Below are 25,345 nucleotides of genomic sequence, written 5' to 3' on the forward strand. Positions count from 1 at the left end.
GCGTGCGCTGGCGCCGGTTTTCGTGTCCGCTCAGTGCGTTTGTGAGCCTGTCGGTGAGAATGGCGGGTATGCCGAAGAGCTTCGCGACGAGTGCGCCGGGCAGGGTCGTGCTGCTCAACGGACCCTCCAGCGCGGGCAAGTCCTCGCTGGCCCGGGCGTTCCTCGCGCGGCAGTCGACACCGTGGCACTACCTGCCGGTCGACCTGGTCCACTCGATCCGGTCGCGTCCCGCGGCAATGGCGGATCTACCGACCGACGGGACGCGGTGGCAGGAGAGCTTCCGGCGCAGCCGTGCCGGCTATCACCGGATGCTCGCGGGCTTGGCGCAGGCGGGCAACGACGTCGTCGGTGACCACGTCTTGAGCGAGCCGTGGCGGATCGCGGATCTGCTGCTGGCGCTGGACGGCATACCGACCTTGCTCGTGCACGTGACGGCTTCGCGCGCCGAGTTGGAACGTCGGGAGCGGGAGCGTGGTGACCGCGTACCGGGCACTGCGCTCGCACAGGTGGGCCTGGTGTTCGGCCACGGCGACCAGGATCTGGAAGTCGACACGACCGAGCTGAGCAGCGAGGATGCGGCGCAGGAGGTCGACGCTGTGGTGCAATCGTGGCCGCAGTGCACGGCAGTCGATCGCCTGCGAAGGAGGGGCCATGGCGGAGGGTGACCACATCCGGGTCAAGTCGATGATCATCCTGCCCAGCGCGGATGCGACGGCGCACGCCGTTGCCCGGCTCCGCCCGACGGCCGAGAACCCGCACGGTTACGACCGGTTGATCGGCGGGCACATCGAACCGGGGGAGACGGCGCGGGACGCGCTGGACCGGGAGGTCTTCGAGGAGCTCGGCGCGCCCCTGGCCGACGCGGAGCTGCTCGACGTGCTGGAGAACATCTTCCGGATCAACGGTCGCCTCGGACACGAGGTGGTCTTCGTGTATGGCGGGCAGCTGCCCGATCCCGGCATCATCCCGCCCGGCGGCAAGGTGTTCGCGGACGACGGCGACCCGATGCCGGTCTGGTGGCGTCCTGTCGACGACGCGGCGGAGTCCCATCCGCTCTATCCGCCCGGTGCCTCCGAACTGGCGAAGTCCGTCACCGACAGGCTCAAAAAGTAGTCCACCGGCTCAGTACCGCGATGGAATATCGGTGGAGTTGCTGAGCCGATCGGTATTTTCTGAGCCTGTCGGTGGTCGGGCCGGGGCGGACGGGGGGTTGCCGACGTCGTTGTGTGACGGACCGGCGGACCGGCGGACCGGCGGACCGTCAGGAGATGCCGAGGAACTCGCGGATGGCGGGCAGCTCCCGCTGCGCCTGCTCGTAGCCTGCGCGATAGCTCGCCTCGAGCACCGGGAGACGACGCTCACCGTTGCCGACCGGCTCGATCTCTGGCACGAAAACGTAGGCTCTACCGGCCTTTTCGAGCTCGAACAACTCTTCGCGCGTCCGGTTGTAGCGTGCCGCCCGGGTCCGCAGCGCTTCGGCAACCGCAGGGTACTTCCGGTAGTACGTCTTGAAGAACAGGTCCTTGCCCTCGGGCTCCTTGACGTAGGACCGCGGCTGGGTCAGCACCACGAAGAACTTGTCGTACCCGTCGGCCTGCGCCGCGTCCAGGGCGATGCCACCGGAAGTGCCGAGCGCGCCGTCGACATACACGTGCCCGTCCAGGTGGACCGGGGGCATCAGCACCGGCATCGAGGCCGAGGCCTGCACGCGCGCCAGCAGATCCGGCAGCGTCTTCATCTCGTCCCGGCCCCAGTAGACGGTCTCACCGGTGCCCGCGTCGAAGGCGCCGATCCGCCATTGATCTGAAGAGTCCTCGTAGGTCTGCCAGTCGAACGGCAGCACGTTGTCGGGCAGGCCGGACTCCTGGTAGATGAACTGCGAGTTGAAGATGCCCTTGCCGCGCACGAAGGTGCGCCAGCCGCCGAAGTTCGGCTCCTGCGCGAACGTCGTGAACGACGCGTGCGCCCGCCACGCATCACGGGTGAAGTAGTTCGAGGCGTTGGTCGCGCCGGCCGAGATGCCGACCATCCAGGTCATCCGGATGCGTGCCTCGATGAGGGCCACGACCAGACCCGCGGAATGGCTGCCGCGCATGGCACCGCCCTCGAAGACGAGGGCGGTGTCCGCGACGACGTGCTCAGTCGACACCGAAGTCGATCGCAGCGCGATCCAGTGCGTCGTCCTCGTCGCTGTCCACTGCCGGGTTCGCCGAAATCGCGGCGGCACCACCGGGTTTCAGCTCGCCGACCAGGTCTGTCTCGCGTTGCGGGAGAGCGCCGAGCCCGGCATACAGCTCCAGCTTGGAGCGGGTGTCGGCGATGTCCAGGTTGCGCATCGTCAGCTGGCCGATGCGGTCCGTCGGGCCGAACGCCGCGTCCTCGGTGCGCTCCATCGACAGCTTGTCGGGGTGGTAGCTGAACGCCTCACCGCGGGTGTCGATGATCGAGTAGTCCTCACCGCGCCGCAGCCGCAGCACCACCTCGCCGGTGACCGCCGACGCGACCCAGCGAAGCAGGCCCTCGCGGATCATCAGCGACTGCGGGTCGAACCAACGTCCTTCGTAGAGAAGGCGACCCAGTCGCCGGCCCTCGTTGTGGTACTGCGCGATGGTGTCCTCGTTGTGGATGGCGTTGACCAGCCGCTCGTATGCCGCGAACAGCAGCGCCATGCCCGGCGCCTCGTAGATGCCGCGCGACTTCGCCTCGATGATGCGGTTTTCGATCTGGTCCGACATCCCGAGGCCGTGTCGTCCGCCGACCTCGTTGGCAAGCTTGAACAGGTCGACCACGTCGTCGAACGTCTGCCCGTTGATCGAGACCGGGCGGCCGCGCTCGAATCGCACTGTGACGTCTTCAGTTTCGATGGCAACGTCGGGATCCCAGAAGCGCACGCCCATGATCGGCTCGACGATCTCCATGGAGGTGTCGAGCAGTTCGAGCTTCTTCGCCTCGTGCGTCGCGCCGAGGATGTTGGCGTCGGTCGAGTACGCCTTCTCGGTCGAGTCGCGGTAGGGCAGACCCTTGGCGACCAGCCACTCCGACATCTCGTGGCGCCCGCCGAGCTCGTCCACGAACTGCGCGTCCAGCCACGGCTTGTAGATCCGCAGGTCGGGGTTGGCCAGCAGACCGTAGCGGTAGAACCGCTCGATGTCGTTGCCCTTGAACGTCGATCCGTCACCCCAGATCGACACGTCGTCGTCGCGCATCGCACGCACGAGCAGCGTGCCGGTCACCGCGCGACCCAGCGGTGTGGTATTGAAGTAGACGCGGCCGCCGTTGCGGATGTGGAAGGCGCCGCAGGCGATCGCCGCCAGGCCTTCCTCGACCAGCTGTCGTTTGCAGTCGACCAGGCGCGACAGCTCGGCACCGTACTGCCCGGCGCGACCCGGGACGGAGTCGATGTCCGGCTCGTCGTACTGGCCCAGATCGGCGGTGTACGTGCACGGCACCGCGCCCTTGTCGCGCATCCAGGCCACGGCCACCGAGGTGTCCAGGCCACCGGAGAAGGCGATGCCGACGCGCTCGCCGACGGGGATGGAGTTCAACACTTTCGACACGGCACAGCAGCCTACGGCCCTCCTCGTGATCGCGGGCGGGCGGTCTACGGTGTGAACGGTGAGCACCGACGATCCCTGCCCCTGCGGCTCCGGCCGGGTGTATGACGACTGCTGCGGCCCGCTGCTCGCGACCGAGCGGCTGGCCGGCACCGCCGAGGAACTCATGCGGTCGCGGTACACCGCCTACTTCTACGGCAACCGGGAGCACCTGTGGCGCACCTGGCACCCGAGGACGCGTCCGCCGGAAGTCGCAGTCGAGCCGTCGATGACGTGGACCGGCCTGCGAATCCTGGACGTTCGCGACGGTCAGACCGACGACGACACCGGGGTCGTGGAGTTCGTCGCGTCATACGACGGGGGAGAGCTGCACGAGCGCAGCCGTTTCGCCAAGCGCGGCGGGCGCTGGTTCTACCTCGACGCGGACGACTGATCCGGGCGACTACTGCACCGGACGATCGGCGAGGTAGCGCACCAGCCCGGCGGCGTTGTCCAGCTGCGCAGCCTCCGCGGCCGGCATGAAGTCGACGCGGTCCCGGCGGAAGGCGACCGCTTCGTCGAGATGGGTGAGCGGCTCGGCGGCCTGCAGGAACGCGTCGAGCAGGTCGGTGGCGTCCAGCGAGTCGTCCTCGGCCCGGTAGGCCAGCGCATAACAGGCCAGGATCACCGCAGTGACGGCCACGTCGAGGCCCGGCGGGCCCCAGCAGGCGTTCTCCCAGTCGATCAGCTGGGGGCCACCGGCGGCCATCAGGACGTTGTTCGGGTGGAGGTCGAGGTGGATCAGCCGATCGTCCCCGTCACGTTCGGGCAACTCGCTGGCGCCCTCGGGCTTGCGCACGCCATGGGTCACCCGGTGCAGATCGGCGAGCATCCGCATCGCCTCGTCCATCGCCAGTCGCCCGGCAGTCATCTCGGCCAGCATGGTCGGGCCGTCGACACGCTCCAGCACGAGGTCCGGTCCGCGACTGGCCAGCACCCGGGGTGTGGGCACGCCGGCCTCCCACGCGATCCGCGTGGCGGTCGCGGCCGGACCCGCCGATCGCGACTCGTCCCGGTAACGTCGGAGCACGCGACCGCCGGCCAATTCGTAGACCGACGCGGTCGCGCCCGTCGCGAGCAGCGCTCCGGGGTGGTCGCAGGTGGTCACCTGCTCAGCCTAGGTGGCGGTCGTCCGCAGGGTATGCCGGACCGACCGGCACCCGGAGCATGAACTCCTCGCCGTACGACCGGAAGCCCGCCCGCCGCAGGATCGGCGCGGACGTGCCGACCCGTCCTCCGACGATCGCGACCTCGCAGCCGCGTTCCTGCGCCGCCCGCAGTCGTGCCTCCAGCACTGCGCGGTAGGCGCCGCGGCCCCGATCCCGGATCGTGCTCGCACCGCCCCAGAGCTTCGCGGCCCGGCCGTCGGCGACATACGTGGTGCCGCCCGTCGCAGCGGGACGTCCGTCCACGTGGGCCACGAAGGAGATGCCCGAGCCGGTCTCGACCGTTCGTCGGTGCGCGGCGATCTCGGCATCGGTCACCGGTGTGACGTCACGCTCGAACCCTTCGGCCGCCACCCGGGCGGACGCCTCGCAGCCCGCGCGGTCCAGCGGAACCTCGACGGTGACGTCCGCCGGCACCGCGAGGTCGGTGCGGTCGTTCAGGTCCAGGGCGAGGATCGCCAGCCGCTCCACTTCCTCACCACCGTGAGCGAGCAGCACGTCGATCAGCGATGCCGGCCGGATGTGCTCGTTGAGTCCGTTCCAGTAGGTCGCCGGGCGTCCCCAGGACCGGGCCAGCGAGGTGACTTCCGCGAAGAGGTCGGCGGCCGGGCGCGCCGAGTCGATCTCGTAAACGCCTGTGTCGTACTGGAATCCGTTGTCGTAGCGCACCACCGTGAAGCCATCGCGCACGACGTGCTCGCTGTCCGGCGGCACCCAGTAGCTGGTGGCGGCGATACGCATGATCTCGGCGGCATCCATTGCCCGTGAGGGTAGTGGCATGGCGGTGGGTCCGCCCGGCGGGCGGCTTATCCGTTTCGGGTGAGGGGACGCGACACCGTAGGATGGGCCTCGCTTGCGGTGGTGGAGTGACGACCCACCAGGCACACGACGGGTATGACGCACCAGGTGCGTCATACCCCGGATGCCGGCCGCGGGACGCGCGTGCGGCGTCACCGACGAGAGGCCGAGGTCTCCTCGGCGAAGGTGTGGTGGCACCGCGATCTGGCCCCCGCCCACACCTCCAGGGCTGCCTTCCCGACAGGTGGCCGATCGCGCGACCTTCGGGAACCGACCCGAAAGGAAACGCACATCATGCTTCGAACCCATGACGCCGGCACCCTGCGCGCCGCCGACGCCGGACAGACCGTGACGCTCACCGGCTGGGTGGCCCGGCGCCGGGACCACGGCGGGGTCGCCTTCCTCGACCTGCGCGACGCCAGCGGTGTGGTCCAGGTCGTCGCCCGTGACGAGGTGCTGACCGGCGCCGCACACGGACTGCGCAACGAGTACTGCATCGCGGTGACCGGCACGGTCACCCCGCGTGACGCCAAGGACGTCAACACAGACCTGCCCACCGGCGAGATCGATGTCGTCGCCGACACCATCGAGGTGCTCAGCGCGTCCGCGCCGCTGCCGTTCCAGATCGACGAGCGGATCAACGTCGGTGAGGAAGCCCGGCTGAAGTACCGCTACCTGGACCTGCGCCGTCCGGCGCAGGGTGGCGCGATCCGGTTGCGGTCCAAGGTGAACGCCGCCGCACGCGCCGTCCTGGCGCAGCGCGACTTCGTCGAGATCGAGACCCCGACGCTGACCCGCTCCACGCCGGAGGGCGCCCGCGACTTCCTGGTGCCTGCCCGGCTGCAGCCGGGCAGCTGGTACGCCCTGCCGCAGAGCCCGCAGCTGTTCAAACAGCTGCTCATGGTGGCCGGGATGGAGCGCTACTACCAGATCGCCCGGTGCTACCGCGACGAGGACTTCCGGGCCGACCGGCAGCCGGAGTTCACCCAGCTCGACATCGAGATGAGCTTCATCGAGCAGGCCGACATCATCGAGCTCGGTGAGGCGATCGCCAAGGCGCTGTGGGCGGTCATCGGGGTCGACATCCCGACGCCGTTCCCGCAGATGACGTATGCCGACGCGATGGCCAAGTACGGCTCCGACAAGCCGGACCTGCGCTTCGACCTCGAACTCGTCGAGTGCACAGAGCTTTTCAAGGACACGACGTTCCGGGTTTTCCAGGCCCCGTATGTCGGAGCGGTCGTCATGCCCGGCGGTGCGTCGCAGCCCCGCCGCCAGCTCGACGCCTGGCAGGAGTGGGCAAAACAGCGCGGCGCCAAGGGTCTCGCGTACATCCTGGTCAAGGAGGACGGGACGCTCAGCGGCCCGGTCGCCAAGAACCTCACCGAGGCCGAGCTCGCCGCACTGCCGGCGCACGTCGGCGCCAAGCCGGGCGACTGCATCTTCTTCGGGGCGGGCGACGCCAAGTCGTCGCGTGCCCTGCTCGGTGCCGCGCGGTTGGAGATCGGCCGCCGGTGCGAGCTCATCGACGAGTCCAAGTGGTCGTTCCTGTGGGTGCTGGACGCGCCGCTGTTCGAGCCGTCCGCGGACGCCGTCGCCTCCGGTGACGTGGCGGTCGGTGCCGGTGCGTGGACCGCGGTGCACCACGCGTTCACCATGCCGAAGAAGGAATACCTCGACACCTTCGACACCGACCCCGGCTCGGCGCTCGCGTACGCCTACGACATGGTGTGCAACGGCAACGAGATCGGCGGCGGCTCGATCCGTATTCACCGCAAGGACATTCAGGAGCGGGTGTTCAAGGTGATGGGCCTGTCGGAGGAGGAGGCGCAGGAGAAGTTCGGCTTCCTGCTGGACGCCTTCGCCTTCGGCGCACCGCCGCACGGCGGCATCGCGTTCGGCTGGGACCGTATCTGCGCGCTGCTCGCCGGCGCCGACTCGATCCGCGAGGTCATCGCGTTCCCGAAGTCCGGCGGCGGCTACGACCCGCTCACCGCGGCGCCGGCCCCGATCACCGCGGCCCAGCGCAAGGAGGCCGGCGTCGACGCGAAACCGGAGAAGAAGGGCACCCCAGAGAGCGCCCCGTCCGCGTAACCGACGACAGTAGCGACTTGGCGCGGTCTCGATACGGCCTCGCCTATCGGCTCGGCCTACTCGACCAGCGCGCGGAAGCGGGCCGACGCCAGCTGCCGGGAGTGCGCGACGAGCCGGCCGGTGGAGTCCCACACCTGGGCGTCCTCGTTGAGCAGGCCGCCGGCGACGTGCTCGGTGCGCAGCCGCAGCTGCAGCCAGCCCGGCGCGGGTTTGCCGCGGACGTATCCGGTGAACTCCACGGTCGGCACCCAGCCGACCGAGCCGAGGTCGAACGACACCGGCGGGAACGAGTCGAGCACGAGCAGCAGCCCGATGGCGTCGATCTCGGCGCCGTCGGCCAGCCGCAGCCAGCCGCGCATCTCGCCGTCGCCGCTGGGCTCACCCGTCGCCCAGCCGATCGTGGCCGGGTCCATCCGTGCGTCGAACCGCTTCAGGAAGCCGGACTGTGTCAGCGAGGACGGCGGCGCGCCACGCGCCGACACACACTTGTCCGGTGGTGGGATTTCAGGTGCTGCAACGGTTTTCAGGACCGGCTCGACATACCGGTCCAGATCACCGAGGGTCAGCAGCGCCCGGAGTCGCTCGACGGGTGCACCGTCGACCGGTTGGCTCACCGTCACCTGTGCGCTCGTCATCGACCGTCCGACACGCAGGATCTGCGGCTCGAGATCGACGCGACCGGGTGCGCCGGGGGACAGGAAGACGCCGGAGAAGCTGAGCGGGCCGACGTGACCGCCGGCCTGTTCACTGGACCGCGCGGTGGCGGTGGTGGCCAACGCCATCAGGAGGCCACCGTTGACGGCCTCGCCGATCGCCCAGTCGTTGCTGAGTTCGCCGGTCCATCCGGTGTCGGATGGTGCGAGTCGCAGCGCGTCGCCGAGTTCGCTCATGAAGACATGATGGCGGAACCCCTACCCGCCAGTATGAGCGGGTGTGAGGCGGCGGCTGGCCCACGCGCGTGCCACGGTGAATCCGAGCCGCTCGTACACGCCGCGCGCACGGTCGTTGTCGGCATACATCCCCAGCGTGCAGACGCCGTCGCTCGCGATCGCCCACCTGGTCAGGGCGGCGGTCAGCGCGAGACCGAGACCGCGGCCGCGCAGTTGCGGATCGACGACGATTCCCGCGAGGTGCGGTGCCCCACCCGGCGTTCGATGTATGGCGCCCGCGGCGACCAGCCGACCGCGCTCCCGCGCACCCAACCAGACCTCCGTGCGTCCGGTGCCCGGCTCGGACTCGGCGCTGGGGTTCCCGAGCTCGTTGAGCGCCGTGATGTCCGCGGCGTCGCGCAGGTCGTCCAACGGCACGAGCGCGTCCTCGGCCGCGAGCCGCGGCGGCGCCACGTCGGTCCACAGCCAATCCCAGTCGCCGCCGCCCGCGAACCGGTCGCCCAGCCGGTCGGCCAGCAAGGGCAGGTAGGGCCGTTCGAGAGACACCGCATTGACCTGCGGCGGCAACTGCTCCAGCACGGCGTCGAGCAGCGCCGGCAGGTCGTGCGCCGCGCCGAGCAGCGACACCCCGTGGATGTGCCGGGAGTGCGAGCGCCGCTGGAAGGCGACCGCGGCACCGTTCACCCACACCGTCGTGCGATGCGGCCGCGCGACGTCCCAGCGCAGGAACGGGTCGTCGGGGAAGAGCTCGTGCAGTGCGCTCCCGGGGAGGCGACGAATCGTGGTGTCCGGCACAAGCATTAGCGTGGCACGCGTGTCCGATGATCTGTTCAGCGCCACCAGCGACGACGGGCCCGCGGGCGAGACGGCGGCGCCGCTCGCCGTGCGCATGCGCCCGCGGTCGCTGGACGAGGTGCGCGGACAGCGCGAGGCGCTGAAACCCGGTAGTCCGCTGCGTCGCCTGATCGAGGGGGCGAAAGGCGCGGCCGGCCCGATCTCCGCGATCCTGTGGGGCCCGCCCGGGACGGGGAAGACGACCCTGGCGCACCTGGTCGCCAACGCCGCCGACCGGCGGTTCGTCGAGCTGTCCGCCATCAACGCCGGCGTCAAGGACGTGCGCGCCGTGATGGAGCAGGCGACCCGGGACCGCAGCCTCTACGGCCGGCAGACGGTGCTCTTCCTCGACGAGATCCACCGGTTCAGCAAGGCCCAGCAGGACGCGCTGCTCCCGGGCGTCGAGAACCGCCTGGTCGTGCTCGTCGCCGCGACCACCGAGAACCCCAGCTTCAGCGTGATCGCGCCGCTGCTCTCGCGCTCCATGCTGGTGCGGCTGGAGTCCCTCGACGACGACGACGTCAGCCGCCTGCTCGACGACGCCGTCGCCGAGGACCGTGGCCTGGCAGGGGAGTTCACCCTGACCGACGACGCCCGCGCACATCTGGTGCGGATGGCCGGCGGCGACGGCCGGCGCTCGCTGACCGCTCTGGAGGCGGCTGCCGGGGTTGCCCTGGATGCGGCCGGTTCCGACGCCCACCCGGTGCCCATCGAGCTCGCGCACGTCGAGCAGGCGATGGCGACCGCGGCCGTCCGCTACGACCGCGCGGGTGACCAGCACTACGACGTGGCCAGCGCGCTGATCAAGTCGATGCGCGGCAGCGACGTCGACGCCGCGCTGCATTACCTGGCACGGATGCTCGAGGCGGGGGAGGACCCGCGGTTCATTGCTCGGCGCATCGTGATCAGTGCCAGTGAGGACGTCGGTATGGCGGATCCGACGGCGCTGCAGACCGCCGTCGCGGCGATGCACGCGGTCGCGCAGATCGGTATGCCGGAGGCCCGGATCATCCTGGCGCAGGCGGTCGTGCACAACGCACTGGCGCCGAAGTCGAACGCGTCGTACAGCGGCATCAACGCGGCACTGGAGGACGTGCGCGCCGGACGCGGCGGCGCGGTGCCGCCGCACCTGCGTGGTTCGGGGTATGCCGGAGCGGCCGCCCTGGGCCACGGTGACGGCTACCGTTACAGCCATGACGAACCGGGCGGTGTCGGCCCGCAGCAGTACCTACCCGACGATCTGCTGGACGCGGACTACTACCACCCGACCGATCGCGGGTGGGAGCAGAATCTCGGCCCGCGCTGGAAGTCGCTGCGGGACGTCATACGCGGTTCGTGAGATTCCCTTCCGCCGTACGAAACCTAGTGGTAAACAAGTAACGATCTCGTTTCAGGAGTCGTAAATACCGCACGTACACGCGGTTTTCGTGACACCGTGCGGTGCATCGTCCCCCGTCGTTTCACCGAATCGGAGAGAACAAATGCGTAGGTCGAGCAAGATCGCGGCTGCTGTGGTGATGTTGGCGATGCCGCTCGCGGCGTGCAGCAGCAGCGGACCGAGCAGCAAGAACACCTCGGAGAAGACATCGTCGACGCCGAGGGCGAAGGTCACCGCCTCCGCGATGGACGCCTCCGTGCAGGGCCCGGCTCCGGCTGTCGCCGGGGCGAAGAAGGGTGGCACTCTCACGATCACCGACGCGGGTTCGCCCCCGACGTGGGACCCGGCGGGCGCCTACTACGAGTTCTCGATGGGCATCCTGTCCGGCCTCGTCACCCGCGGCCTGACCGGTTACCAGATCAACAGCAAGGGCGTCTCGACGCTCGTGCCCGACCTCGCCCAGGGTCTGGGCAAGGCGTCCTCGGACGGGCTGACCTGGACCTTCAAGATCAAGCCGGGGATGAAGTACAGCAACGGTGACACGGTCAAGGCCGCCGACTTCGTGTATGCCGTCGAGCGGTCCTTCGACCCGGATCTCGGCGGCAACGGACCGGTGCCCTACCTGAAGACGTACCTGAAGGGCGGCGACACCTACCAGGGCCCGTTCCAGGACGCGGGGAAGAAGTTCGCGGGTGTGACGTCGCAGGGCGACGACACCGTGATCTTCCACCTGGTCCGCAAGTGGCCGACGTTGCCCTACTACCTGGCCTTCCCGGCCGCCTCGCCCGTTCCGCAGTCGGCGGAGAAGAAGGGCGCCTACCAGAACAGCCCGCTGGCCACCGGCCCGTACATGTTCAAGACGTTCACCAAGGGTCAGCGCATCACCCTGGTGAAGAACCCGAACTGGGACGCCAAGTCCGACCCGGTGCGCCACCAGTACCCCGACGAGATCGACGTGCGTCTCGGTGTCACCGCGCTGACCCAGCAGCAGCAGATCTTCGCCAACTCCGGCACCGGTGCCACCTCGATCGACATCTCGGGTCTCGACGCGGGCGTGGAGAGCAAGGCCAAGTCGCAGTCGGACCAGGTGGTCTTCGGCCAGTCGCCGTGTGAGTCCTACCTGCCGCTGAACTCGCAGAAGATCCCGCTCGCGGTCCGCAAGGCGCTCGCGATCGCCTACCCGTACGACCAGACCCGCAAGGCCGGCGGCGACAGCACCCTCACCTTCGACCCGGCGACCACCTACGCGCCCCCGCAGGTTCCCGGGATGAAGCAGTACCCGCCGGTCAACGGCCTGACCGGGACCGGCCCGGGCAACCCGGCGAAGGCCAAGGCGATGCTGCAGAAGGCGAACAAGGTCGGGTTCGAGCTCTCGTACTACTACGTGAGCGACAAGCCCGAGTCGGTGTCGGCCAACAACGCGCTCAAGTCGGCGCTGCAGAAGGCCGGCTTCAAGGTCAAGGATGTGCCGGTCAGCACGGCCGAGGCCTCGGAGAAGGAGACCGACGAGAACGCACCGGAGAACCTCGGGCAGGGGATCAGCTCCTGGTGCTACGACTGGCCGTCGGGTGACTCGATCTACCCGCAGCTGTTCAGCTCGACCACCGCCAAGGACGGCCGGTCCGTCGCCAACCTACAGACCGCCGCCATCGACAAGGAGCTGAACGACATCAGCTCGATGGATCCGACCGCGGCGGCCCCCAAGTGGCTCGCGTTCGACAAGAAGATGACCAAGCAGGTCATGGGCATCCCGCTGTCGTACTCCAAGAGCAGTTACGTGTTCGGCAACAAGGTGCACAACATCGCGAACGACCCGAACAAGGGCCTGCCGGACTTCGCCCAGATCTGGGTCGGTTGACAGTTCCGCGCCCAATGTAACGATTGGGTGACCATCATGTGGACACGGCCCGACGCCCCGTCTGCTGTGGCATCGTTGATGCGTCACGGCGGGCGGGGCGCGGCCGATTGACCACCACGAGTCGGCATCGCGAACGATGGCCGACGTCCCACGAGCTCGTATGGAGGATCGATGACCGCTGGGCCAGGCGGAGGCGGAGGCGACGTCAACGAGGCGTTGGCCGAGATCGGCCGGGTGCACGACACCGACGGCGCGACAGCCGTTCTCGGTAAGCCGGACCTGGAGGGGCAGCAGCCGCAGCAGAGCAAGTCGCCGTCCCGGATCGCACTGGCGCGGCTGCGCAAGGATCGGGTGGCGATGACCTGCGCGGTCGTCATCGCGCTGTTCCTGCTGATGGGTATCTTCGCGCCGTTGTTGGCCGCCCTCGAGGGGCAGTCGGCGACGACCCCGCACTTCGAGCTGATCGGCGACGACAACCTGCCGACCTTCTACACCAACGGTTCACACTGGCTGGGCATCACCTCGAACAATGGTTACGACGTGTTCGCGCGGTTCGTCTACGGCATCCGGCCGTCGTTCCTGATCGCCCTGACGGTGACCATCTGCACCACGATCATCGGTGTCGTGGCCGGCCTGGTCGCCGGCTTCTTCGGCGGCTGGATCGACCGGGTGATCGGCTGGCTGGTCGACTTCACGCTGTCGCTGCCGTTCCTGCTCTTCGCGATCGCGCTGGTGCCGATCCTCTCGGCCTACCTGATCCCCGGCGGTCAGGCGACGTCCGGGCAGGCGCAGCAGATCCGGATCGTGTCCATGTTCGTCGTGCTGATCTTCTTCGGCTGGGCCGGACTGTGCCGCCTGATCCGCGGCGAGGTGCTGTCCTTGCGCGAACGCGAGTTCGTGCAGGCCGCGCGGTCCATCGGCGCGCCGACCGGTCGCATCCTCTTCAAGGAGATGCTGCCCAACCTGACGAGCATCATCCTGGTGTCGGCGACCTCGGCCCTGCCCGCCTGGATCGGCGCGGAGGCCGGCCTGTGTTACCTCGGTGTCGGACTGCAACCGCCGACCGCTGACTGGGGACTGGACATCTCCGAAGCGCAGCAGCAGATGCAGAACTTCCCCCTGCCGATGCTCGTGCCGCTGTTCGGGTTGCTGGTCCTCGTGCTCTGTCTGAGCCTGCTCGGCGACGCGGTCTCCGACGCCTTCAACCCCAACACACGGCGCTGATGACCTGCCGTAGGGGCGACCACAAGACTCTTCCCGGGCAGTGCCGGGAAGTAACGAAAAAGGGAGAATGACACATGCGCTGGACGAAATTGCTTGCGCTGACCGCCGCGGGCGCTACTGCGGTGTCGTTGGCGGCATGCAGCAGCGGAGGACCGTCGGGTAGCGGCAGCGGCGGAGCAAGCGGCGGCGGCGACAACACGGCTGTCCGACAGCAGACGTCGGCGGCTGTTGCGGCGCAGGACCCGAACCTGAAGGGTCCGGCACCGGAGGTCAAGGGCGCCAAGAAGGGCGGGACGCTCTACCTGGACGACGGTGGTAACCCGCCGACCATGGACCCGGCCGGCATCTACTACGTCGACTCGAACGCGTTCGCCACCCAGTACATGTTCCGTGCGCTGACGCAGTACAAGATCGTCGACGGCAAGCCGGTGCTGGTGCCCGACCTCGCCGAGAACGTCGGCGAGCCCTCGACGGACGGGCTGACCTGGAAGTTCAAGATCCGCTCGGGTCTGAAGTACTCCGACGGTTCCCCGGTCAAGATCGAGGACTTCGTCTACGGCATCGAGCGCTCCTTCGCCAAGGAGAGCGTCGGCGCCAACGGCACCGGCTACCAGATGGAATACCTCAAGGGTGGCGACACCTACAAGGGTCCCTACAAGCAGCCGAACGCCAAGTTCGCGGGTGTGACCACCGAGGGCAGCGACACGCTGGTGTTCCACCTGGCCAAGAAGGTCCCGGCGTTCAACTACTTCGCCTCGTTCCCGGAGTTCACCCCGGTGCCGAAGGCCAAGGACACCAAGGACAAGTACCAGATGAACCCGCTGACCACGGGTCCGTACAAGGTGCAGTCCTACACCAAGGGCCAGAAGATGATCCTGGTGCGCAACACCAACTGGGACGCCAACAGCGACCCGGTGCGGCACGCCTACCCGGACAAGGTGCAGATCAACTTCTCCATCGAGGACCTGCCCTCGCAGCAGCGGATCCTGTCCAACAGCGGTGTCGGCGCCAACACGCTGAACATCGACGCGATCGACTCCTCGCTGGCCTCGAAGGTCACCGGTGCGCAGAAGAGCCAGTTCGCGATCGGCCCGTCGTCGTGTGAGTACTTCGTGGAGATCGACACCCGCAAGGTGCCGCTCGACATCCGCAAGGCGATCGGTTACGCGTGGCCGTTCAACCAGATGCGCAAGGCCGCCGGCCTGTCGACGCTGAACTACCAGCCGGCCACCACGTTCGCGGCGCCCAGCCTGCAGGGCTTCAAGAAGTACCCGGCGCTGCCGTACGCGACCGGCACCGGCAACGGTGACCCGGCCAAGGCCAAGGCCATCCTGCAGAAGGCGAACAAGGTCGGCTTCCAGCTGTCCTACTACTACCGCAGCGACAAGCCGACCAGCGTCAACAGCAACAACGCCAAGAAGGCGGCGCTGAAGGCGGCGGGCTTCACGGTCAAGGACATCCCGGTCTCGACCGCCGAGTACACCAAGAAGATCTCCGACCCGAAGGCCCCGGTCAACATGGGTCAGGGCACCCCGGGTTGGTGCTACGACTGGCCGACCGGTGACTCGGTCTACCCGGTCCTCTTCAACGGTGCGGGCATCTCCGACGGTCTGTCGGTGGGTCAGTTCAAGAACGCCGCCGTCAACAAGAAGATGGACGCGATCAGCGCCATGGACCCGGCCAAGGCCGCCCCGCAGTGGGCCGCCCTGGACAAGGAGCTCATGACGAAGTACGTCCCGTCGTTGCCGGACTCGTACTCGATGAACACCGCGACATTCGGCAAGAACGTCAAGAATGTTCAGCTGAACCCGTTGATCAGCATGCCCACGCTGTCGCAGCTGTGGGTGTCCAGCTGACGGATTCGTCACACTGACGGTGGCCGGAGGGAGATGACCTCTCCCTCCGGTCACCGGCAGGTAACCCTCTTCCAAGGAGCCATTACGTGATCGTCTACATCGCGCGGCGGTTGTTGCTCGCGATCTCGGTGATGTTCGCCACGGTCGTGCTGACCTTCGGGCTGTTCTTCGCCGGCCCCTCCAAGGACGCCGTCGCCTACCAGCTGTGCGGCACGCACTGCACCACCAAAATCGTCCAAGCGACGAACCATCGCCTCGGTCTCGACCAGCCCGTGGTCTCGCAGTTCGGCGAGTACATGAAGGGCCTGGTCGTCGGACGCGACATCACCAGCGATGGAGAAGTGACCGGGCACTGCGGTGCGCCCTGCCTCGGCTGGTCCTACGTGCAGAGCCAGTCGGTGACGACGCAGGTGAAGCAGGTCATGCCGGTGACCTTCTCCATCGTCTTCGGCAGCATGTTCGTGTGGATCCCGCTCGGCCTGCTGTTGGGCGTCGTGTGCGGTCGTAATCGTGGCTCACCCCTGGACAGGGCGATCGTCGGCGTCTCGCAGGTCATCAGCTCGATGCCCTACTTCGCCGTGGCGCTGATCTTCAACCTCTACCTGGTGTTCAGCTGGCGGGTCCTGCCGGCCACCAGTTACACGCCGGTCTCGGAGTCCCCGGGCACCTGGTTCACGGGATTCCTCGCGATCTGGGTGATCTACGGCATCTTCAACTCGATGGCGTACGTGCGGTTCATCCGAGCGTTCATGATCAACACGCTGTCGAGCGATTTCGTACGGACCGCCAGATCGAAGGGCATTTCGGAAAGACGTGTCGTATGGCGACATGCGCTGCGGGCGACGGTGGCGCCGTACCTGACGCTGGTCGGTGTCAACGTGTCCCTGGAGCTCACCGGTGCGATCTTCACCGAGCAGGTCTTCAACGTGCTCGGGATCGGTCGACTCGCCCTGAACGCGATCAGCACCAGTGACCTTCCGGTGATCGCCGGAACGGTCCTGGTCGGCGCCGCGTTCATCGTGCTCGGAAACCTGCTCGTCGACCTCCTCTACGTTGCCGTCGACCCGACTGTGAAGCTGACATGACAGAGATATTGGCAAACCCGGCCGGCGAGCCGGGCACCCAGCGGCGCCCACCGCTCGACCCGAACGCTCCGGTCATCCTGTCCGTCGAGGACCTCAAGGTGCAGTTCCCGACCGAGGACGGTCTGGTCAACGCGGTCAACGGGGTGTCCTACGAGGTCAAGGCGGGCCAGACACTGGCGATCGTCGGCGAGTCGGGCTCGGGCAAGAGCGTCTCGTCGATGGCCGTCATGGGCCTGCACGACCCGAAGCGCAGCCGGATCAGCGGCTCGATCAAGCTCGACGGCGACGAGCTCGTCGGGGCGTCGCAGTCGCACTTCCGCAAACTGCGCAGCGAGACCGTGGCGATGATCTTCCAGGACCCGCAGTCCTCGCTGCACCCCTTCAAGAAGGTCGGGGCGCAGATCGCGGAGGCCTACCTGGCGCACCACAAGGTGTCCAAGTCGGTCGCCGCGAAGCGTGCCGTGGAGATGCTGGACCGGGTGGGCGTGCCCAACCCGGCCCGCCGGGCCAAGCAGTTCCCGTTCGAGTTCTCCGGCGGTATGCGGCAGCGCGCGATGATCGCACTGGGCCTGGTCAACGACCCGAAGCTGCTGATCGCGGACGAGCCGACGACCGCGCTGGACGTGACCGTCCAGGCGCAGATCCTCGACCTGATGAACGACCTGCAACGCGAGTTCGGGTCGGCGATCATCATGATCACCCACGACCTGGCCGTCGTGGCCGAGGTGGCGGACTTCGTGTTGGTCATGTACGCCGGGCGCAGTGTCGAGAAGGGCACCGCCCAGGAGGTGCTGGCCAACCCGCGCATGCCCTACACGTGGGGTCTGCTCAGCTCGGTGCCGTCGCTGACCGCCGACATCGGCTCCGACCTGAAGCCGATCCCGGGCAACCCGCCGAGCATGCTCCACCTCCCGGCCGGCTGCGCGTTCGAGCCGCGGTGCCCCTACTCGGACCGGGTGCCGGGCGACAGGTGCAAGACCGAGATGCCCGAGTTCCTGGAGGTCCCCGGTGAGCCGGGACGGCTGACCCGCTGCCATCTGGCCGACCCCGCCGCGATCTTCGCCGACGAAGTCGCCCCGAACCTGGAGTGATCGATGACTGACAACACCACGGATGCTGCTCCGGACGCCGGACCGGCTGAGGGCGACACCGGCTTCACTCTCGACAAGGGCGCCGAGCCGGTCGTGCACGACTCGAATCGCGATCGCGAGATCCTGCTGACCGTCACCGACCTGGTCAAGCACTTCCCGGTGAAGGAGTACACCGGGCTGTTCCCCAAGACGCTGCAGACACGAGCGGTCGACGGGGTCAGCTTCGACCTGGCCAAGGGGGAGACCCTCGGCCTGGTGGGGGAGTCCGGCTGCGGCAAGACGACCACCGGCCGGCTGGTGACCCGGCTGCTGGATCCCACCTCGGGCAGCATCGAATTCCAGGGGCACGACATCGCGCACCTGAAGGAGAAGCAACTGCGCCCGCTGCGTCGGGACATCCAGATGATCTTCCAGGACCCGTACGGGTCGCTGAACCCCCGCTTCACCGTGGAGAAGATCATCGGTGCCCCGCTGGAGATCCACAGCATGGTGCCCAAGAACCAGGTGAAGGCGCGGGTCCAGGAGCTGTTGGAGCTGGTCGGCCTGAACCCCGAGCACGTCAACCGCTACCCGAACGAGTTCTCCGGCGGGCAGCGCCAGCGGATCGGTATCGCCCGGGCGCTGGCGGTCGAGCCGAAGATCGTCGTCGCCGACGAACCGGTCTCGGCGCTCGACGTGTCGATCCAGGCACAGGTCATGAACCTGATGAGCAAGCTGCGCCGCGAACTCGGGATCGCGTTCGTGTTCATCGCGCACGACCTGGGCATCGTCCGGCACTTCTGCGACCGGATCGCGGTCATGTACCTCGGCAAGATGGTGGAGGTCGGGGACCGCGAGGACATCTACGAGCGCCCGCAGCACCCCTACACGCAGGCACTGTTGTCGGCCGCTCCGGACCTGAACGTGGTCCGCGGCGCCGTCCCGAACGAGCGGATCCGGCTGATCGGTGACGTTCCGAGCCCGATCGACCCGCCGAGCGGGTGCCGATTCCGGACCCGGTGCTGGAAGGCACAGGAGATCTGCGCCGCCGAGGAGCCGCCGCTGGACCCGGCGAAGGACAAGCCGGAGCACGTCATCGCCTGCCACTTCCCGGAGGTGAAGACCGACCTCGTCGCCGAGAGCGACGCGTCCTGACGCAGCCGCAGTGCCGACCGGGCCCGTTCCACCGCAGCCGGTGGGACGGGCCCGGCGCTGTCCGGGGGACCGGCACCGCGGCGACCCGGTACGGCGCGTCCGGATATGACTACCGGCCGGCGTGCCCGGGTTGGGTAGGCTGGGACGCAATCATGGAACGAGTCCTCTTATGAGCATCTCCCTCGGAGACATCGCCGGGATGATCGCCGCACTGGCGTTCGTCGTCCTCGTGCTGCGTATGGGCTCCGTGGTGGGCAAGGCGGGCAAGGTGCTCGACGAGACCCGCGCCGGGGTACGCGAGATCACCGACGAGACGGTGCCGCTGCTCCGTGAGGTCACCGACACCGTCGCCGCCACCGGTCAGCAGGTCGCGCGGCTGGACACCATTTCCTCGAACGTCGCCACGATGACCACCAACGTCAGCGCGCTGACCTCGGTCGCGACGGCGACCGTGGGTCGCCCGTTGATCAAGATCGCGGCGTTCACCTACGGTGTCCGGTCCGCCGTCGAGGTGCGGCGGCTCAAGCCGGTGAACAAGGCCGGTGGGCGGTCATGAGGTGGCTGATCCCGGTCGGCGTCGTCGCGGCGGGCGCCGCGGTTGCGAGCCGGCCCGCGGTCCGGGAGGCGTGTGCCCGCTTCTCCCGCGATGTCCGGGTCGGCATGGGCACCCGGGAGGCCCAGCTTCGCGAGGTGCTCGCGATGGACACCCACCTGACGCTGCCCGGCGAGCAGGTCGACGGCGCGCGAGCTATCGAGGGCCGCTAGGCCCCGCTTCCCGACCAGGCACGGCTCGGGCGCTCCACACCTGTGTGAGTTGCCGCCCGTGCACGCGAACTTGACTGAAACGTAAAGGAACTGATGATGGATACCGCGGAGATCCGGCGACGTTGGCTGGACTATTTCGAGCGGAACAACCACACGGTGGTGCCGTCCGCACCGCTGATCTACGACGACCCGAACCTGCTGTTCGTCAATGCCGGCATGGTGCCGTTCAAGCCCTACTTCCTGGGCCAGCAGACGCCACCCTGGGACCGTGCCACCAGCGTGCAGAAGTGCGTGCGCACCGGTGACATCGAGGAGGTCGGCAAGACCTCCCGGCACGGCACGTTCTTCCAGATGAACGGCAACTTCAGCTTCGGTGACTACTTCAAGGAAGGCGCCATCCGGCTCGCCTGGGGGCTGATCACCGCGTCCCGCGACGACGGCGGGTACGGCCTGGACCCGGAGCGCATCTGGCCGACGGTCTACACCGACGACGACGAGGCGTTCGCGATCTGGCACGAGCAGATCGGCATACCCACCGAGCGCATCACCCGCCGGGACGCCAACGACAACTACTGGCACATGGGTGTTCCCGGACCGGGCGGCCCCTGCTCGGAGCTGTTCTACGACCGCGGCTCGGAGTTCGGCGCCGACGGCGGACCCGCGGTCGACGAGGACCGGTTCATGGAGTTCTGGAACCTCGTGTTCATGCAGGAGGAGCTGTCGGAGGTGCGCAGCAAGGCCGACTTCGACGTCGCCGGGCCGCTGCCCAAGCGCAACATCGACACCGGCATGGGCCTGGAGCGGATGGCGACCCTGCTGCAGGGCAAGGACAACCTCTACGAGATCGACGAGGTCTACCCGGTGCTGGCCAAGGCGGCGCAGATGACCGGCAAGATCTACGGCGAACACTCCGGGCACTCGGCGACCTCCAGCCACCCGGACGATGTGCACCTGCGGGTCGTCGCGGATCACGTGCGGTCGTCGCTGATGCTGATCGGCGACGGTGTGACGCCCGGCAACGAGGGCCGCGGGTACGTGCTGCGCCGGATGCTGCGGCGGGCCGTGCGTGCCATGCGACTGCTCGGCTACCGCGACAAGGCGCTGCCAGAGCTGCTGCCGGTCAGCCTGGAGCGGATGAAGGCGTCATACCCCGAACTGGAGACCGACTTCGGCCGGATCAGCCAGATCGCGTACGGCGAGGAGGACGCGTTCCGGCGCACCCTCGACCAGGGCACCACCATCCTGGACACCGCGGTGACCAAGGCGAAGCAGTCGGCCGCGGCGCTCGGTGGCAACGGCACCCCGACGCTGCCCGGCTCCGAGGCGTTCGCGCTGCACGACACCTACGGTTTCCCGATCGACCTGACGCTGGAGATGGCGGGCGAGCAGGGCGTCGAGGTCGACCGTGACGGTTTCCGGCGGTTGATGACCGAGCAGCGCCAGCGTGCGAAGGCGGACGCGAAGGCGAAGAAGAGTGGCCACGCCCACACCGAGATCTGGAAGGAACTGCGCGAGCTCGGCGCCACCGACTGGCAGGCCTACCAGGCACTTTCGACCGAGGGCAAGATCGTCGGGCTGGTCGTCGACGGGCAGCGTGTCGACGGTATGTCGGAGGGCACGACCGGGCAGGTCGTGCTCGACCGGACGACGTTCTACGCGGAGTCCGGCGGCCAGATCGCCGACGAGGGTGTCATCACCACCTCGACCGGGCAGCTGCGGGTGCTCGACGTCCAGCGGCCCGTCAAGGGTCTGGTAGTGCACACGGTCGAGGTCGCCTCGGGTGAGGTGAAGGTCGGCGAAGAGGTGCAGGCGCAGGTCGACCCCGACTGGCGCATCTCCGCGTGCCAGGCGCACTCGGGCACCCACGTGGTGCACGCGGCGCTGCGGCAGGTGCTCGGCCCGTCGGCGCTGCAGAGCGGCTCGTACAACAAGCCGGGTTACCTGCGGCTGGACTTCGCCTGGAACAGCGGCCTGTCCGCGGAGACCCGCTCCGAGATCGAGGAGGTCGCCAACCTGGCGCTGCGCCAGGACCTGCCGGTGTCCTCGCAGTACATGACGCTGCCCGAGGCACGGGAGTGGGGGGCGCTCGCCCTGTTCGGTGAGACGTATGACGAGCAGGTCCGGGTCATCGAGATCGGCGGCCCCTGGTCCCGCGAGCTGTGCGGTGGCACCCACGTGGCCCATTCCTCGCAGATCGGGGCGCTCACCCTCACCGGCGAATCGTCGGTCGGCTCCGGTGTCCGCCGCGTCGAGGCGTTCGTGGGCATGGACGCGATGCGGTACCTCGCCAAGGAGCGCGCGATCGTCGCCGAGGCGGCCCGCCTGGTGAAGGCGCAACCCGGTGAGCTGACCGAGCGCATCGAGGAGCTGCTCACCCGGGTGAAGAACGCCGAGAGGGAGATCACCGCGCTGCGCCAGCAACAGCTGCAGGCGCAGGCCGGCGAGCTCGTCCGGTCGGCCACCGACATCGGCGGGATCCGGGTGCTGACCCACGACGCCGGCGATGCCGGCGCCGACGACGTGCGCACGCTCGTGACCGGATTGCGCGGTCGCCTCGGCGACGCGGCGCCGGTGGTCGTGGCGGTGACCGGGTCCGCCAAGGGCCGTCCCCTCGTCGTCGTCGCCACGAACGCGGCGGCCCGGGACCGTGGCATCAAGGCAGGCGACCTGGTGCGCGTCGCGGCCGGGGTCCTCGGCGGCGGTGGCGGCGGCAAGCCGGACATCGCCCAGGGCGGTGGCACCGACTCGTCCGCGGTCGGTGCGGCGCTGGAGGCCGTCGAGCGCCAGTTGCACGACCTCGCAGGGGTCCAGTGAGGCAGGGTGTGCGGGTCGGCGTCGACGTGGGCAGTGTCCGCGTCGGCGTCGCCTCGTGCGACCCGGACGGACTGCTGGCCACCCCGGTCGGCACGTTCCGCCGGGCCGGCGACGAGTCCGACATACAGGCTGTCGCCGACCTGGCGGCGGACCGCGCGGCCGTCGAGGTCGTCGTCGGGCTGCCGCTGTCCCTGGACGGGCACGAGCACGCGGCCGCGGAGGCGGCACGCGGCTGGGCAACGGCGCTGCGTCGCCGCGCCCCGGGGCTGCCGGTCCGGCTGGTCGACGAGCGGCTGACCACAGTTGCCGCACATCGGGCGATGCGGGAGAGTGGCCTGCGCGAACGCGGCAGACGTGAGATCGTCGATCAGCAGGCAGCAGTGCTGATCCTGCAGGCCGCGCTTGACGCCGAGCGTGTTTCCGGACAACCTTCCGGGGAGTTGCTCGGCGGACGCAAACCCCGGCATTCGTCGAGGACCCGCACGGAGAGGCGTTGAGTGAAGGTGCAGTACGTGGTGCTCGGACGCGTCCGGCGACCGGAGGCTGGTCGATGAGCACACCCTCGAACCCGGACACCGCCGGTGAGCCGACACCGCGCACCCGGCGGGAAGCTCGCGAGCAGGCGGCCCGCCTGGGGCAGGGTGCCGCCGACGACGTCGACGACGCTCCCGCAGCGCTGCCGGACGAGGACGAGACCGGCGAGCTCGTGGCGGTCCATCCGGACGACGAACCCTGGGAGGGCTTCTCCGACTGGTCGGGTGCGGAGGAGCACGGGATCCGGGGCCAGCACACGTCATACGAGGCCATGAAACGGCACCACAAGCGGCGCGCCGGGCGGTCCTGCCTGCTGCTGATCCTGGTCATGGTGCTGGTCATCGGCGGCCTCGGCTATGCGGCCAGCAAGCTCGGGCACATCTCGTTGCCGGGCCTGTCGCAGGGGGCTCCCGACTACTCCGGCACCGGCTCCGGCACGGTCCAGATCACCGTGCAGGAGGGTGACACCGGCGCGGACATCGCACAGACGCTGCTCAAGGCCGGTGTCGTCAAGTCGACCACGGCGTTCGTGCAGGTCGCCAACGTCAGCCGCGACTTCAGCACCATCCAGCCCGGCCGATACACCCTGCACCGCAAGATGAGCGCGCGCGCAGCGCTCGACCTGATGCTGGACCCCAAGAGCTTCTCCAGCACCGGGGTCACCATCCCCGAAGGGCTGTGGGCCAGCCAGATCTTCTCGGTGCTGTCCCAGCGAACCGGTGTCCCGGTCGCCGACTACAAGAAGGTCACCGCGGCGTCGCTCGGCCTGCCCAAGGCGGCGAACGGTCATCTGGAGGGTTACCTCTTCCCCTCCACCTACAACTTCACCAGCAGGATGACCGCCACGCAGCAACTGACCGCGATGGTGGCCGAGTGGCGCAAGAAGATCGAGCCGTTGCACATCCCGGCCGCGAAACTGCACGACGTCATGGTGATCGCGTCCCTGGTGGAGGCCGAGTCCAAACTGCCCGACGACGGTCCCAAGGTCGCCCGTGTCATCACCAACCGGGTGGCCAAGAACATGCCGCTGCAACTCGATTCGACCATCCACTATGCGGAGGGCAAGCGTGGCAAGATCACCACGACCGACGCAGAGCGCGCCAAGAAGGGCCCGTACAACACCTACCTCAACCAGGGCCTGCCGCCCACGCCGATCGACAACCCCGGGATGCACTCCATCACCTCCGCGCTGCACCCGGCACCGGGCAGTTGGCTCTACTTCGTGACCGTCGACCCGGAGACCGGCAAGACGCTCTTCGCGACGACCTTCGACCAGCAACACAAGAACGAGCAGGTGTTCCACACGTGGTGCAAACAGCATCAGGGCAAGTGCTGACCCGCCATCGCGCGGCGGTCCTCGGGAAGCCGATCGCCCATTCGTTGTCGCCGGTGCTGCACCGGGCGGCCTACGACGCGCTCGGCCTCGCCGAGTGGTCCTACGACGTGCGCGAATGCGACGCCGCCGGTCTGCGCGAGCTCGTCGCGGGCCTCGGACCGACCTGGCGCGGGCTGTCGCTCACCATGCCGCTGAAGGAGGAGGCGCTGCTGATCGCCGATACCTCCAGCGTCATCGCCCGGCAGACCGGCGCCGTCAACACCTTGGTGCGCGACGGCGCGCGGTGGCACGGGGAGAACACCGACGTGTTCGGCATCCGGGAGGCGCTGAAGGACGCCGGCGTGGGTTCCGGTCACCCGGTCTCGCGGGCGGTCGTCGTCGGCTCGGGTGCCACCGCCCGCTCCGCGCTCGCGGCACTGGCCGACCTCGGTGTCGCCGAGGTCGTGTTCGCCGTCCGCAAGCGCGTGCGCGCGTCGACCCTCGCGCAGGCACGGGACCACGGGTTCCGCGTGTCCGTGGTGCGTGACCAGGAGGCAGCGGCGATGGTGCTGCAGTCCCCGCTCGTGATCAGCGCCGTGCCCGCGGGCGCGGCGGACTCGCTGGCGCTCGCCGTCGCACAGGAGGCGGCGCGGTCCGGTGCCGCCGTCGCCGGCGGGGTGCTCCTCGACGTCGTGTATGCCGACTGGCCGACCGCGCTGGCCGAGGCCGCGGCGTCATACGGTGCCCGGGTGGTGCCCGGGATCGAGATGCTGATCCACCAGGGCGCGGCCCAGGTGGAGCTGATGACCGGGCATGCCGCGCCGCTGGAGGCGATGCAGCGTGCGGGTCGTGCGGCCGCCGGTCTGGTCCACGGCGCGCCCAACTGACTACTGTCGTCGGTTCCTCGTGCCCCGGC

The 25,345-nt window shown here is 68.6% G+C and carries 23 protein-coding genes; 17 read left to right on the forward strand and 6 right to left on the reverse strand.

The annotated features are described in order from the left end of the window. The first annotated feature begins 68 nt into the window (after positions 1-68). A complete protein-coding gene (locus tag FHU39_RS06275) occupies positions 69-665 on the forward strand; it encodes a phosphotransferase-like protein (protein WP_183319557.1) in 597 nt (198 codons plus the stop codon). Beyond that, positions 652-1,113 (forward strand): NUDIX hydrolase, encoded by a 462-nt coding sequence (locus tag FHU39_RS06280; protein ID WP_183319558.1) that lies wholly within the window; start codon positions 652-654, stop codon positions 1,111-1,113. The genes FHU39_RS06275 and FHU39_RS06280 overlap by 14 nt, the downstream gene beginning before the upstream one ends. 148 nt (positions 1,114-1,261) lie before the next feature. Here FHU39_RS06280 and FHU39_RS06285 read toward each other — a convergent pair whose 3' ends face one another. Together FHU39_RS06285 and argG are read right to left on the reverse strand one after the other, a co-directional pair. Continuing rightward, entirely contained in the window at positions 1,262-2,149 is an 888-nt protein-coding gene (locus FHU39_RS06285; protein WP_343065752.1) for a patatin-like phospholipase family protein, read from the reverse strand. Continuing rightward, positions 2,139-3,557 (reverse strand): argininosuccinate synthase, encoded by a 1,419-nt coding sequence (argG, locus tag FHU39_RS06290; protein ID WP_183319559.1) that lies wholly within the window; start codon positions 3,555-3,557, stop codon positions 2,139-2,141. Before argG ends, FHU39_RS06285 begins: the two co-directional genes overlap by 11 nt. 58 nt (positions 3,558-3,615) lie before the next feature. Between argG and FHU39_RS06295 the strand changes: the two genes are divergently transcribed. After that, positions 3,616-3,987 (forward strand): YchJ family metal-binding protein, encoded by a 372-nt coding sequence (locus tag FHU39_RS06295; protein ID WP_183319560.1) that lies wholly within the window; start codon positions 3,616-3,618, stop codon positions 3,985-3,987. A 9-nt stretch (positions 3,988-3,996) separates the two neighbouring features. Here FHU39_RS06295 and FHU39_RS24920 read toward each other — a convergent pair whose 3' ends face one another. Further along, positions 3,997-4,701 carry a phosphotransferase gene (locus FHU39_RS24920; protein WP_183319561.1) on the reverse strand — a complete coding sequence of 235 codons (705 nt, stop codon included), beginning with the start codon at positions 4,699-4,701 and terminating at the stop codon, positions 3,997-3,999. A gap of 4 nt (positions 4,702-4,705) precedes the next feature. Beyond that, positions 4,706-5,518, reverse strand: coding sequence for a GNAT family N-acetyltransferase (locus FHU39_RS06305; protein ID WP_183319562.1), 813 nt, complete (start codon positions 5,516-5,518; stop codon positions 4,706-4,708). Between the two features lie 333 nt (positions 5,519-5,851). Between FHU39_RS06305 and aspS the strand changes: the two genes are divergently transcribed. Next, on the forward strand, positions 5,852-7,651 hold the full coding sequence (gene aspS, locus FHU39_RS06310; RefSeq protein WP_183319563.1) for an aspartate--tRNA ligase: 1,800 nt from the start codon (positions 5,852-5,854) through the stop codon (positions 7,649-7,651). 56 nt (positions 7,652-7,707) lie between these two features. Here the strand turns inward: aspS and FHU39_RS06315 are convergent, their stop codons facing one another. Both FHU39_RS06315 and FHU39_RS06320 read right to left on the reverse strand, forming a co-directional pair. Then, a complete protein-coding gene (locus FHU39_RS06315) occupies positions 7,708-8,541 on the reverse strand; it encodes a thioesterase family protein (protein WP_183319564.1) in 834 nt (277 codons plus the stop codon). A 21-nt stretch (positions 8,542-8,562) separates the two neighbouring features. Next, a complete protein-coding gene (locus FHU39_RS06320) occupies positions 8,563-9,336 on the reverse strand; it encodes a GNAT family N-acetyltransferase (RefSeq protein WP_183319565.1) in 774 nt (257 codons plus the stop codon). A gap of 19 nt (positions 9,337-9,355) precedes the next feature. On the opposite strand from FHU39_RS06320, the gene FHU39_RS06325 reads away from it, so the two are divergent. From FHU39_RS06325 to FHU39_RS06385, 13 genes are all read left to right on the forward strand, one after another. Continuing rightward, complete coding sequence (locus FHU39_RS06325) at positions 9,356-10,714, forward strand: AAA family ATPase (protein WP_183319566.1); 1,359 nt, start codon at positions 9,356-9,358, stop codon at positions 10,712-10,714. Between the two features lie 142 nt (positions 10,715-10,856). After that, on the forward strand, positions 10,857-12,611 hold the full coding sequence (locus FHU39_RS06330; RefSeq protein WP_183319567.1) for an ABC transporter substrate-binding protein: 1,755 nt from the start codon (positions 10,857-10,859) through the stop codon (positions 12,609-12,611). A gap of 171 nt (positions 12,612-12,782) precedes the next feature. Beyond that, positions 12,783-13,835, forward strand: coding sequence for an ABC transporter permease (locus FHU39_RS06335; RefSeq protein WP_183319568.1), 1,053 nt, complete (start codon positions 12,783-12,785; stop codon positions 13,833-13,835). A gap of 74 nt (positions 13,836-13,909) precedes the next feature. Further along, positions 13,910-15,691 carry an ABC transporter substrate-binding protein gene (locus tag FHU39_RS06340; RefSeq protein WP_183319569.1) on the forward strand — a complete coding sequence of 594 codons (1,782 nt, stop codon included), beginning with the start codon at positions 13,910-13,912 and terminating at the stop codon, positions 15,689-15,691. Positions 15,692-15,777: 86 nt separating this feature from the next. After that, positions 15,778-16,776, forward strand: a complete 999-nt coding sequence (locus tag FHU39_RS24925) for an ABC transporter permease subunit (RefSeq protein WP_183319570.1) — start codon at positions 15,778-15,780, stop codon at positions 16,774-16,776. Next, the gene (locus FHU39_RS06350) at positions 16,773-17,867 is read left to right on the forward strand and encodes an ABC transporter ATP-binding protein (RefSeq protein WP_183319571.1); all 1,095 of its coding nucleotides are present in this window, start codon (positions 16,773-16,775) and stop codon (positions 17,865-17,867) included. The genes FHU39_RS24925 and FHU39_RS06350 overlap by 4 nt, the downstream gene beginning before the upstream one ends. A 3-nt stretch (positions 17,868-17,870) precedes the next feature. Continuing rightward, entirely contained in the window at positions 17,871-19,001 is a 1,131-nt protein-coding gene (locus FHU39_RS06355; RefSeq protein WP_183319572.1) for an ABC transporter ATP-binding protein, read from the forward strand. 175 nt (positions 19,002-19,176) lie between these two features. Next, entirely contained in the window at positions 19,177-19,557 is a 381-nt protein-coding gene (locus FHU39_RS06360) for a DUF948 domain-containing protein (RefSeq protein WP_183320921.1), read from the forward strand. Continuing rightward, a complete protein-coding gene (locus tag FHU39_RS06365) occupies positions 19,554-19,766 on the forward strand; it encodes a hypothetical protein (RefSeq protein ID WP_183319573.1) in 213 nt (70 codons plus the stop codon). Before FHU39_RS06360 ends, FHU39_RS06365 begins: the two co-directional genes overlap by 4 nt. Before the next feature lie 96 nt (positions 19,767-19,862). Then, positions 19,863-22,580 carry an alanine--tRNA ligase gene (alaS, locus tag FHU39_RS06370; protein WP_183320922.1) on the forward strand — a complete coding sequence of 906 codons (2,718 nt, stop codon included), beginning with the start codon at positions 19,863-19,865 and terminating at the stop codon, positions 22,578-22,580. Continuing rightward, positions 22,577-23,077, forward strand: a complete 501-nt coding sequence (gene ruvX, locus FHU39_RS06375; protein ID WP_183319574.1) for a Holliday junction resolvase RuvX — start codon at positions 22,577-22,579, stop codon at positions 23,075-23,077. The genes alaS and ruvX overlap by 4 nt, the downstream gene beginning before the upstream one ends. 53 nt (positions 23,078-23,130) lie before the next feature. Beyond that, positions 23,131-24,450 (forward strand): endolytic transglycosylase MltG, encoded by a 1,320-nt coding sequence (gene mltG / locus FHU39_RS06380; RefSeq protein ID WP_183319575.1) that lies wholly within the window; start codon positions 23,131-23,133, stop codon positions 24,448-24,450. After that, a complete protein-coding gene (locus tag FHU39_RS06385; RefSeq protein ID WP_343065753.1) occupies positions 24,444-25,316 on the forward strand; it encodes a shikimate dehydrogenase in 873 nt (290 codons plus the stop codon). Before mltG ends, FHU39_RS06385 begins: the two co-directional genes overlap by 7 nt. Positions 25,317-25,345 lie beyond the last annotated feature (29 nt).

The sequence above is a fragment of the Flexivirga oryzae genome, assembly GCF_014190805.1.
GTDB classification, from domain to species: domain Bacteria; phylum Actinomycetota; class Actinomycetes; order Actinomycetales; family Dermatophilaceae; genus Flexivirga; species Flexivirga oryzae.